This window comes from Flavobacterium franklandianum (genome assembly GCF_007097365.1).
GTDB lineage: Bacteria > Bacteroidota > Bacteroidia > Flavobacteriales > Flavobacteriaceae > Flavobacterium > Flavobacterium franklandianum.
In genome coordinates, this window is the sequence record NZ_VJZR01000001.1 from 351,586 (window position 1) to 363,657 (window position 12,072).

Below are 12,072 nucleotides of genomic sequence, written 5' to 3' on the forward strand. Positions count from 1 at the left end.
CAATTGGAATATGAACAACAAAAATTGCTTTGATTTTTTAAGATTTTTTTTCGCTGCAAATATTCTATTAGCTCATCTTTGTGAACTTTCTCAAAATAAAAGTCTGGAATTTTTAGCAAATTTCTCTAATTCAAGCATTGCTGTTCAAGGATTTTTCATCATCAGCGGTTTTTTAGTGGCAAAAAGCTATACAAACACTCCATCTTTAAAAGAATATTTTATTAAAAGAGCCAAAAGAATTTTGCCAGCATACATTGTTGTTTTGTTATTTTCAGCGGTAACTTTATCATTTTTCAGCAGCTTTAGTTTTTTAGACTATTTTACAGATATAAACGTGTATAAATATTTAGGATGGAATTCTCTCTTTTTAAATTTTATGCACCCTTGCTTACCAGGTCTTTTCGAAAATAATCTTATGTGTGCAGTGAATGGCGCTTTGTGGACTTTAAAAGTGGAGGAAGGTTTTTACATCGTTTTACCCTTTATTTTTTACGCTATAAAAAAATCAAAGAAGCCTTTTTTAATTCTCGGAAGTCTTTATTTCTTATCTCTGTTGTACTGGTTTTTTATGGATTTTTATCTAAATCAACCTTTGCTTGCTAAACAATTGCCAGGATACATAGCATATTTTGTAACGGGAATCTTCCTGTTTTTGAATTTTGATTTCGTTTTGCAGAATAAAGGGAAGCTTTTGATTGCTTCAATATTTGGGTTAATTATTTCAAATATTTTAAATTTTCAAATAGACATATTGTATCCAGCAGCATTTGGCACGATAGTTATAATTGCAGCTTATAGCCTTCCTTTTCTTAATAATTTTGGCAAATACGGCGATTTTACTTATGGGCTTTATATTTATCATTTTCCCGTAATTCAGCTTTTTAGACAATATAATTTATTTGAAAAATACAATCCTATTGTAATGGCATTTGCAGTAATTTTAATTACTTTTTTCTTTGCTGTTTTGTCTTGGTTTTTTATTGAAAAAAGATTTTTGGATAGATTTAAAAATAAGGATATTAAGCAAAAAATGGCTGTATGTTAGTAAAAACCAAAGCCATCGTCATTTCTTCCCTCAAATACCAAGAGAAAAGCTTGATTGTAAAATGTTTTACGCAATCACATGGTTTAAAAACTTATTTTGTTCGTGATGCTTTTTCCTCTCGAAAATCAAACCAGAAAATTGCTTATTTCCAACCTTTGACGATTCTCGAAATCGAAGCCGTTCACAAAAATAAAGGAACGCTAGAGAATTTCAAGGAAATCAAAATCGCTATGCCGTTTCAAACCCTACATTCCGATATTTTCAAGAGTACAATTGTGATGTTTATTTCCGAAATCTTGCATCATTCCATTCACGAAGAAGAGAAAAATGAACATCTTTTTGCCTTTTTGGAAACGGCTTTACATTGGCTCGACAATCACGATGAGATTGTTAATTTCCATTTGATTTTAATGCTCGAAATCACTAAATATCTCGGTTTTTATCCTGATATTTCGGAAATAGAATTCCCTTTTTTCGACACAACCGAAGGTGTTTTCACGCCATTTCACGGCATCGGTTCGCTCACGGAACACGAAACGAATCTCTTCAAAAAACTCATCAATCTAAAATTCGACAACGCTCAAAAAATCTTCCACGTCATCGAAAGGCAAATTGTCTTGAAAATCCTGATTGATTACTACACTTTCCATCTCGACGGTTTCCGAAAACCAAAATCTTTGGACGTTTTGAAGGAAGTTTTTTCTTGAAAAATTCAACCACGAATACATAGGTTAAACATAAGTTTTTAAAATGACTGCAGATTCGCAGATTTTTTCATATATATTTTTGAATTTAGAGAAATTAATTTTGAGTATATCTGCTAAAATCAATCGATTCTGATTGGAATAGGTATTAAAATCAGCGAATCTGCGGTTAAATAAGACTTCTGTTTTGCCAATATCTTCATCCTGTTGTGGCAAACAAAAACTCATAACTCATAACTCATAATTCATAACTATTTCTTACTTTCGCACCACGATTTAAGAAAAGGATAAAATGAGCATAAAATTTACTGAGTACAAAGGACTTAACTTACCCACAGTTGCATCAGAAGTACTTGATTTTTGGAAAAAAGAAAACATATTCGAGAAGAGTATAACCACTCGCGAAGGCAACCCACCATTCGTATTTTTTGAAGGACCACCTTCTGCCAATGGATTGCCGGGAATTCACCACGTGATGGCGCGTGCGATTAAAGATATATTTTGCCGTTATAAAACCCAAAAAGGGTTCCAAGTAAAGCGTAAAGCAGGCTGGGATACCCACGGATTGCCTGTGGAATTGGGTACCGAAGCAGCATTGGGAATTACCAAAGAAGATATCGGAAAAACCATTTCCGTAGCCGAATACAACGAAGCTTGCAAAAAAACCGTGATGCGCTACACCGATGTGTGGAACGATTTGACTGAAAAAATGGGCTACTGGGTCGATATGGAAGATCCGTATGTGACCTACAAATCCAAGTATATGGAAACCGTTTGGTGGATTTTGAAACAAATCTACAACAAGGATTTGATGTACAAAGGCTATACCATTCAACCGTATTCTCCAAAAGCTGGAACAGGATTATCTTCACACGAAGTGAACCAACCAGGAAGTTATAGAGATGTTACCGATACAACGGTTGTGGCTCAATTCAAAGCATTAAACGAAACTTTACCATATTTCCTTCAGGGATTTGGTGATGTTTATATCTTGGCTTGGACGACAACACCGTGGACTTTGCCTTCAAACACAGCTTTGACCGTTGGTCCAAAAATCGATTATGTTTTAGTCAAAACTTTCAATCAATACACCTTTTTACCATCGAATGTTATTTTAGCCAAAAACTTGGTTGGGAAACAATTTTCGAAAGGTTTTTTTGCAAGTACCGAAACTGCCGATTTTGAAAATTTCAAAGAAGGTGACAAGAAAATTCCATACCAAATATTAGCTGAATGCAAAGGTGCTGATTTAGTTGGAATTCGTTACGAACAATTAATGAAATTCACTTTGCCATATCAAAATCCAGAAAATGCTTTCCGAGTAATTTCAGGAGATTTTGTAACTACCGAAGATGGAACAGGAATTGTGCATACCTCGCCAACTTTTGGTGCTGATGATGCAAAAGTAGCTAAAGAAGCCATTCCTGAAGTGCCGCCAATGTTGGTATTGGACGAAAACGGAAATCCGGTTCCATTGGTAAATTTACAAGGAAAATTCATTGATGGATTAGGAAGCTATTCGAATAAATACGTTAAAAACGAATATTATACCGATGGTGAAGCTCCTGAACGCTCGATCGATGTGGAAATTGCCATTCAGTTAAAAGAAGAAAATAAAGCTTTCAAAGTAGAAAAATACGTGCACAGTTACCCACATTGCTGGAGAACCGACACGCCAATTTTATATTATCCATTAGATTCTTGGTTTATCGAAATTACAAAAGTTCGAGACAGAATGTTCGAACTGAACGAAACCATCAACTGGAAACCAAAATCAACTGGTGAAGGACGTTTCGGAAATTGGTTAAAAAATGCCAACGATTGGAATTTATCACGTTCCCGTTTTTGGGGAATTCCATTGCCAATTTGGAGAAACGAAGAAGGAACCGAAGAAATTTTAGTAGGTTCTGTGGAAGAATTATACAACGAAATCGAAAAATCTATTGCTGCTGGTTTTCAAAAGGAAAATCCTTTCAAAGGTTTCGAAATTGGAAATATGGACGAAGCAAACTATGATTTAGTTGATTTGCATAAAAATGTAGTCGATGAAATCACCTTGGTTTCTGCTTCTGGAAAACCAATGAAACGCGAAGCTGATTTGATTGATGTTTGGTTTGATTCGGGTTCAATGCCTTATGCACAATGGCATTATCCTTTTGAAAACAAAGACAAAATAGACGAAAACAAAGATTTCCCTGCTGATTTTATTGCCGAAGGAGTAGATCAAACTCGTGGTTGGTTTTATACTTTGCACGCTATTGCAACATTGGTTTTTGACAAAGTAGCTTATAAAAATGTAGTTTCAAACGGTTTGGTTTTAGATAAAAACGGACAAAAAATGTCCAAACGTCTAGGAAATGCTGCCGATCCTTTCGAAACATTGAATGAATATGGACCAGATGCCACACGCTGGTATATGATTTCGAATGCGAATCCTTGGGATAACTTGAAATTTGACTTGGAAGGAATTGCTGAGGTTCGTCGTAAATTCTTTGGAACATTATACAACACTTATTCATTCTTTGCGTTGTATGCTAACATCGATAAATTTACTTACGCTGAAGCTGATGTTCCGTTAAACGAAAGACCTGAAATCGATCAATGGATTATTTCGGAATTGAACACCTTGATAAAAGTGGTGGATGATGCTTATGCGGATTATGAACCTACGAAAGCGGCTCGAGCGATTTCAGAATTTGTGAGTGAAAATTTGAGTAACTGGTACGTTCGTTTGTGTCGTCGTCGCTTCTGGAAAGGCGAGTATGCGCAAGATAAAATTGCTGCTTACCAAACTTTATATACTTGTTTGTTGACCATAAGCAAATTGGGTGCGCCAATTGCTCCGTTCTTTATGGACAAACTTTACAGAGATTTAACTTTGGCTACACTCCCGACGCTTCGGGACGAAAAATTTGACTCTGTACATTTGGCGAAATTTCCTATTTCAGTTGAAAACTTTGTTGATAAATCGTTAGAGAGTAAAATGCAGAAAGCTCAGACCATCTCTTCACTGGTTTTATCCCTTCGAAAAAAGGAAATGATAAAGGTGCGTCAACCGTTGCAAAAGGTAATGATTCCAGTCCTTGACGAAGGTTTTAGAGCTGAAATAGAAGCTGTTTCCGATCTCATAAAAGCCGAAGTTAACGTGAAAGAAATTGTGCTTTTGGATGATGCCTCAGGGATTTTGGTGAAACAAATTAAGCCGAATTTTAAGGCGCTTGGACCGCGTTTTGGAAAAGATATGGGATTGATTGCCAAAGAGATACAGAGTTTTTCGGCAGATCAAATTAATCAATTAGACAAGGAAGGAAGCATAGATATTGTTATTTCAGGAAATAGTATAATTTTATCATTCGAAGAAGTTGAGATTTCTTCGCAAGATATCGAAGGTTGGTTGGTTGCCAACTCAAGCGGAATAACGGTTGCGCTAGACATCACTATTTCGGAGGAATTAAAACAAGAAGGAATTGCTAGAGAATTAGTCAACAGAATTCAAAATATAAGAAAAGATTCTGGTTTTGAGGTTACTGACAAAATTAAAGTACATTTGCAAAAAAATTCGGAACTGGAAAATGCAGTAAAAGCAAATGAAGCCTATATCAAATCAGAAACATTAACAGAAACATTGGTTTTTGAAGAAAATATAGACAACGGAACAGAAATAGAATTCGACGAGATAAAAACAAAAATATCAATTACAAAATAATTAGAAAATGTTAGATGAAATTGCAAGATACTCAGACACTGATTTAGCTGAGTTTAAAGAGCTTATTATAAAAAAAATAAACAAAGCACAGGCAGATTTAGATTTGATAAAAAGTGCTTATATGAACGATTTAAACAACGGAACCGACGACACTTCGCCTACATTCAAAGCATTTGAAGAAGGAAGCGAAACAATGTCTAAAGAAGCAAATTCGCAGTTGGCAATTCGTCAGGAAAAGTTCATTCGTGACTTGAGAAATGCACTCTTCCGTGTAGAGAATAAAACTTATGGAACTTGCAAAGTAACTGGCAAATTGATCAGCAAAGAAAGATTGTTGATTGTTCCTCACGCAACAATGAGTATCGAAGCAAAAAACTTGCAACGATAATTAATTGAAAATATCAAATTCCAAATTCCAATAATGTCTTATTAAATTATTGGAATTTGGAATTTACTTTTTAGAATTTCCCTATTTTTGCGGCATTAAAATTTATAAAATGACTTTACGAAAAGCGTATCTGATAGTTTTTATCATCTTATTGGTGGATCAACTTTCAAAAATTTACATCAAAACTAATTTTGTTTACGGCGAAAACGGGCAAATTGATGTCACCAGTTGGTTCAAAATCCTATTGATAGAAAACGAGGGAATGGCTTGGGGAACAGTAATTCCAGGCACTTACGGAAAATTGTTTCTTACCATTTTTCGTCTCGTTGCTGTTACGGGAATTGGGTATTGGCTTTGGGATTCAGTCGAAAAAAAGCACAGTTCCAACTACCTGATTGTGGCAATTTCTTTGATTCTTGCAGGAGCTTTTGGTAATATTATTGACTCTATTTTTTATGGTGTAATTTTCGATGACAGTTACGGACATTTAGCTACTTTATTTACAGATAAACCTTATGGAACTTGGTTTCACGGAAGAGTAGTCGATATGTTGTACTTTCCATTATTCGAAGGAAATTGGCCGGAATGGATGCCAGTTATTGGCGGACAACATTTTAAATTCTTCAATGCGATTTTCAACATTGCCGATGCAGCTATCTCTACAGGCGTTGGGATTTTGATTGTTTTCAACAAAAAAGCATTTCATCATCAATCATAAATACTCTAAATGGTGACTAGCTTTTTATAGAGTATAATCACTTCCACTTCAACGTTTCCATCAATCTTTGCATATCATTTCTAACATAGCTTGCCGCAGGCATAATGGAATCGTAATTGGGTTTTGCATAAAAATAAACCGAGCCTGTCACAAAATGTTTAATGCTATCCGTCACGTAAAACTGTGAATTTGTCGCCGCATTTCCGTCAACTTGATAGAACATTCCATACACTTTTTTGGAAGGATTCAAATAGGGTTGTTCTAAGATGTCATCAGCTTTTATTACGTGTTCATAAGTCAACTTTTGAGCATCACGCAGCAATTTATCGATGTCATTATTCACAGGTTTATAGGTCAAATAAATCGTAGCTTTCATTTTAGGATACGAAATAGTAAACCCTAGATCTTTGCCGCCTTTGATTACCGCTTCTGAATTCATCTCGAATGCAAAAGGGGAAGCGCTATTTTCAAAATATACATATTTAGCTTCAGTATAATCCAATCGCAAATAGCTTGCGGGTTTTGGCAAAACTTCGTCTTTACAGCTAACGATAGAAACTAGTGTTATAAAAAGTAACGTTATTGCAACTTGTTTTTTTAGCATTTGTAATCTGTTTTTATTTAAAACCCAGTAACACTTCCCCTCCTTTGGAGGGATTAGGGGAGGTTTATTCAATAGTGACTTTTATTTGTTTTATGCGTTTTTTGTCAACAGTTTCGATGGTAAACGTACAGTTTTCGAAACTAATTTTTTGATCTTTTTTTGGAAAATTACCTAAAATTTCAAGAATAAATCCCGCCAATGTTTCGGCTTCACCTTTCTTAATTTCGAACATTTCTTCATCAACATCAATCACTCTATAGAAATCTTTCAGATTTGTTTTTCCTTCAAAAAGGTAGTTTTTCTCGTCAATTTTGGAATGATTTGTATTGTCGCCATCAAATTCATCGCTGATATCTCCCACAATTTCTTCTATAATATCTTCAAGCGAGATCAATCCTGATGTTCCACCATATTCATCTACTACTATAGCCAAATGGCTCTTCATACTTTGAAAATCCTTGAGCAAATTGTCTATTTTTTTGTTTTCAGGAACAAAAAATGGCTCTCGCAGCAATGTTTTCCACTCAAAATCTTCTTTGTTGATATGTGGCAGCAAATCTTTTACAAACAAAACGCCTTCTATCTGATCTATATTGTCCCGATAGACCGGAATTCTAGAAAAACCCATTTCAATAATTTTTGGATAAATGGATGCAAAAGATTCATCAATTTCCAAAGCAAAAATATCCATTCTCGGACTCATTACTTGTTTCGTATCTGTGTTGCCGAAAGTAACGATTCCTTCTAATATTTTTTGTTCATCAGAGGAACTTTCATCCGAGTCAGTAAGTTCTAGTGCTTGCGACAATTGATCTACCGAGAAATTTGTCTTTTGTTTGCCTAATTTATTGTGCAAGTAGATTGTGGCTTTGCGCATTGGCAAACTGATTGGCGAAAGCAATTTATCGAGAACTGCAACAGGATATGCAATCCATTTGGCAAACTTAATGTTGTTTCGGCTGGCATATACTTTGGGTAAAACTTCGCCAAACAGTAAGATTAAAAAAGCGATTACAATAACTTCGATGCTGAATTTTAAAACAGGAGAGATAATACCCGAAAATATAGTATTACCTAAATAGGCGAATAAAATTATCACTCCAATAGTAATGAAATTGTTGGCGACAAGAAGTGTAGCGAGTAATTTTTTTGGCTTTTCTAAAAGTTCCGAGATGATTTTACCTTTCGAAGGATTTTCTTGTAAAGTGTCATCAGCATCTTTTTGTGATAAGGAAAAAAGAGCAACTTCGGCTCCTGAGACTAATGCAGAACAAAATAGCAATACAAATATTGCGATAAATCCTAATGCCAAATTCGGGTCTAGCGTGTATTGATTAAAAAAACTGGGCTCTGGGTCCAAATTAAAAAAGATTAGTTAGACAATTGTGAGGGCAAATCGTTTTCTGGGAAACCGTTATTTTCCGATTCAAAGTTACCATTTTTTGTTGGTTCGATAGATTTATTCTCTTTATTGGCTTCGGATTCTTTTTTGGTTGTAAGAAAAGTAAAATCTATGGCCTGAATTTCTGTGATGTATTTTGTGGTTCCATCTTCGGCCAGCCATTGACGTGATTTTATACGTCCTTCGATGTAAATTTTATCGCCTTTCGATAAATATTTTTCACACAATTCGGCCGCTTTATTTCGCACCACAATATTGTGCCATTCGGTAGAGGTGATTTTTTCGCCTGTTTCTTTATTAATGTAGGTCTCGTTTGTTGCCAAAGGAAATTTCCCAATGCAAGAATCACTTTTGAAATAGTGCATTTTGACATCGTCGCCCAAATGGCCAATAAGCATTACTTTATTTAAGGTAGAATTCATATTTTATTTCTAAGGTAAGAGCATCAAAGTTACTTTTTTCAAACATAAAAACAGCTTCTTTTTACTAAACTTCCAAAGCGTCAATCAATAATTAAACAAGCTTCAAATTAATTGGTTTTTTTTAGCAAAAACTGTTTTCCATAAACTTCCATGCGTAAACCAGTAGTTTTACTATTTGTCTCATCAAAATAGATGTTAAAAAATTCAAGCGTAGCATAAAAATGATGTTCAGTATTGGCTAGTAACTGCACTTTGTTTTTATTTAAAAAAGAGCAAAACAATTGATTTTTTTCGTTTTTAATTTCCAAGTTGTCACCATTTGGAAATTGGTAAACACCTACATATTTATCTTGTATTTCTGAACTTAAAGCCAATTTATTTCTTTCAAAAACAAATTGTAAACCTCTACTGTATGTCTCGGATTTTGTGCCAGAATGCCCCGTGTTTTCTAGTACTTTTGAAGATGCAAAAAGGTTTGAAGGCTTCTGCTTCTGAATATAAGCGCTGAATTTTTCGAAATTTTCTTTTCCTCTTTCTACATCGCCAACCGTCATAAAAAGGCGAGTAGGTTTTGCAATTGTTTTTTGAGCAAATGGTTTTTGAAATTGATTCAAGACCGAATTATCCCAAGCTATTGCTGGAGTTGCTGCAACATATCCTGAGAACATATCCGTATGCGTAAATAAGGTGTACATAGTAAATAATCCGCCCAGAGAGCAACCCATTAAAGTTCTATTTTCCTTATCCGTTTTAAAATTAGAATCTATATAAGGAAACAATTCCGATTTCATAAAATCGAGAAACTGATCTGCTCCTCCAGATTGTTTAGTTCCAGGTTCATTTGTAGGAGTGTAATCTCTAGCGCGTAAAAAATCTGGATTCGGATTGATTCCCCCCCAAGTAACACCTACAATGATAAGCTCAGGAATAAATCCGTCAAAATATTGTTCGCCATAAATCGAATTGATTAGTGGAAAATCCCATTGTGAATCCATTAGATAAACAACAGGAAATTTTTTATTACTGGATTCATAGCCCGATGGTAAAGAAATATGTAGATCATATTCTTGTCCAGCAATAATTTTTGAAGTAATTTTTCGGAGTTGTGATCCTGGAATTGTAACAGTGGGATATTGGGCCGAAGCAGTTGTAAGGGAACTAATAATTAAGAGTGCTAATACAATTTGTTTTTTCATTTTTGAAACTTAAAAAAAGGTTTGAATAAAAGTATGGAAACATTTAGATATCTAAATTACACAAATAATCGATTCATTAACTATAAACTAATTTTAATTATTTTTAAGCATCGAAAGCATAACTTAAACCCCCGTTTCTTTTTCGATAAAATTATGAATTACGATGGGGAATGGAAATGTTTTCAAAACTTTAGAGGTGATTCCGTTTTCGATATTTCCTTTTAAGTTTACTTTCCAAAACTTAATATGCAAATGTTGATGTGATAGTTTATGAATGATACTTTTAGAGTTGATTTCTGATAGACTTTCCATTTCGTTTTCTACGAAAAAGTCGGACTGAATTTGTTGGGCAATGAATTCAAAACCTTCTACTTTCTGGGTTTCAATCAACGGAAATTCGTAGAGATTGTGCCAAATTCCTTTTGCCGTTCGCTTTTGTATTACCGTATTTTCATTTTCATCTGAAACGACCAAATAATTAAAGTATCTATTTCTGACCTTCAATTTCTTCAATTTCACAGGCAATTGATCTACTTTCTTTTTTTGCAAAGCGGCACAACTGGTATTGAAAACACAAATGCCACAATTAGGACTTTTAGGAACGCATTGCAAAGCACCAAATTCCATAATGGCTTGGTTGAATATTGCAGGGTTATCCTTTGGCATTAATTCGAAAGCCAAAGCGAAGAACTCTTTTTTGGCAGAAGCCGAAGCAATGTCGGTTTCTACATCAAAATAACGAGACAAAACCCTAAAAACATTTCCATCCACAACCGGAACAGGTTCGTTATAGGAAAAGGAAGCGATTGCGGCAGCTGTGTATTCGCCAACACCTTTTAATTCTAATAAGTCATTATAATTGTCGGGAAAATTTCCCAATAATTCTGTGGCAATAAACTGAGCTGTTTTATGTAAATTTCGAGCACGGGAATAATATCCCAAACCCTGCCAAAGTTTCAAAACTTGTTCTTCATTGGCCGCAGCCAAATCAAAAACTGTTGGAAAAGCCGTTGTAAAAGACAGGAAATACGGTGTTCCTTGCGCTACTCTTGTCTGCTGAAGCATTATTTCGGAGAGCCAAATTAAATAAGGATTATCTGTTTTTCGCCACGGTAAATCACGCTTATTTTCTAAATACCACCTTATCAATATGTTGGAAAAGTTCATCGTTAAATTTTAGTTAGCAAAAGTAAAAGTTTATGTTGTTAAAATTTAATGAATTAGCTTGAATAATTGTTTTTTTAATTCATATATTTGCAACCTCAAAAAATTAGTACACAATTATAAATTACGAATTAAAATGACAAAAGCAGATATCGTAGCAAAAATCTCAGAAAGATTAGGTCTAGAAAAAGGAGATGTTCAGGCAACAGTTGAGACCTTTATGACAGAAGTTAAAAACTCATTAGAAACTGGAGACAATGTTTATTTAAGAGGTTTTGGAAGTTTCATTGTGAAAACAAGAGCTGAAAAAACGGGAAGAAATATTTCAAAAAATACCACAATCAAAATTCCTGCACACAATATTCCAGCGTTCAAACCTGCAAAAGTGTTTGTTGAAGGAGTAAAAACGAATAACGAAGCAAAATAAAATATTTATTAATTACAAAATCACCAGATTATGCCAAGTGGTAAAAAAAGGAAGAGACATAAGGTAGCAACGCACAAACGCAAGAAAAGAGCGAGAGCTAACCGTCACAAAAAGAAAAAGTAGTTTTAAACTACTTTTTTCTTTTTAAACGTTCATTGAAATTTGGAAAACAGAATGCAGATTACAGATTTCAGATTGCAGTTTTGACTGCTGCCTGATACCTGCCGCCTGCCATCTGGACTTCCATCCGGGTTCAATACCTGTTAAAATTATTGTTTAATCCATCCTTGCTGAAG

11 protein-coding genes are annotated in these 12,072 nt (G+C 34.6%); 6 read left to right on the top strand and 5 right to left on the bottom strand.

Features of this window, described 5'->3' with window-relative positions:
• Window positions 1–10: 10 nt before the first annotated feature.
• From FNW17_RS01560 to FNW17_RS01580, 5 genes are all read left to right on the top strand, one after another.
• Window positions 11–1,045, top strand: a complete 1,035-nt coding sequence (locus FNW17_RS01560; protein ID WP_185965253.1) for an acyltransferase family protein — start codon at window positions 11–13, stop codon at window positions 1,043–1,045.
• Window positions 1,039–1,752 carry a DNA repair protein RecO gene (gene recO / locus FNW17_RS01565; protein WP_144070721.1) on the top strand — a complete coding sequence of 238 codons (714 nt, stop codon included), beginning with the start codon at window positions 1,039–1,041 and terminating at the stop codon, window positions 1,750–1,752. Before FNW17_RS01560 ends, recO begins: the two co-directional genes overlap by 7 nt.
• A 289-nt stretch (window positions 1,753–2,041) precedes the next feature.
• Complete coding sequence (gene ileS / locus FNW17_RS01570; protein ID WP_143390114.1) at window positions 2,042–5,455, top strand: isoleucine--tRNA ligase; 3,414 nt, start codon at window positions 2,042–2,044, stop codon at window positions 5,453–5,455.
• Window positions 5,456–5,462: 7 nt separating this feature from the next.
• Window positions 5,463–5,843, top strand: coding sequence for a TraR/DksA family transcriptional regulator (locus FNW17_RS01575; protein WP_143390115.1), 381 nt, complete (start codon window positions 5,463–5,465; stop codon window positions 5,841–5,843).
• Between the two features lie 109 nt (window positions 5,844–5,952).
• The gene (locus FNW17_RS01580) at window positions 5,953–6,561 is read left to right on the top strand and encodes a lipoprotein signal peptidase (protein ID WP_143390116.1); all 609 of its coding nucleotides are present in this window, start codon (window positions 5,953–5,955) and stop codon (window positions 6,559–6,561) included.
• Window positions 6,562–6,598: 37 nt separating this feature from the next.
• Here the strand turns inward: FNW17_RS01580 and gldD are convergent, their stop codons facing one another.
• The 5 genes from gldD to mutY form a co-directional block, all read right to left on the bottom strand.
• Window positions 6,599–7,165 (bottom strand): gliding motility lipoprotein GldD, encoded by a 567-nt coding sequence (gene gldD, locus FNW17_RS01585; RefSeq protein ID WP_143390117.1) that lies wholly within the window; start codon window positions 7,163–7,165, stop codon window positions 6,599–6,601.
• Between the two features lie 64 nt (window positions 7,166–7,229).
• Window positions 7,230–8,525: a gliding motility-associated protein GldE gene (locus FNW17_RS01590; protein ID WP_144070722.1), complete on the bottom strand. Its 1,296-nt coding sequence runs from the start codon at window positions 8,523–8,525 to the stop codon at window positions 7,230–7,232.
• 11 nt (window positions 8,526–8,536) lie between these two features.
• Entirely contained in the window at window positions 8,537–8,989 is a 453-nt protein-coding gene (locus FNW17_RS01595; RefSeq protein WP_143390119.1) for a single-stranded DNA-binding protein, read from the bottom strand.
• A 107-nt stretch (window positions 8,990–9,096) separates the two neighbouring features.
• Window positions 9,097–10,185 carry an alpha/beta hydrolase-fold protein gene (locus tag FNW17_RS01600; protein ID WP_143390120.1) on the bottom strand — a complete coding sequence of 363 codons (1,089 nt, stop codon included), beginning with the start codon at window positions 10,183–10,185 and terminating at the stop codon, window positions 9,097–9,099.
• A gap of 123 nt (window positions 10,186–10,308) precedes the next feature.
• Window positions 10,309–11,352 (bottom strand): A/G-specific adenine glycosylase, encoded by a 1,044-nt coding sequence (gene mutY, locus FNW17_RS01605; RefSeq protein ID WP_143390121.1) that lies wholly within the window; start codon window positions 11,350–11,352, stop codon window positions 10,309–10,311.
• 85 nt (window positions 11,353–11,437) lie between these two features.
• Between mutY and FNW17_RS01610 the strand changes: the two genes are divergently transcribed.
• Window positions 11,438–11,776 carry an HU family DNA-binding protein gene (locus FNW17_RS01610; protein WP_394344358.1) on the top strand — a complete coding sequence of 113 codons (339 nt, stop codon included), beginning with the start codon at window positions 11,438–11,440 and terminating at the stop codon, window positions 11,774–11,776.
• The last annotated feature ends 296 nt before the right edge of the window (window positions 11,777–12,072 follow it).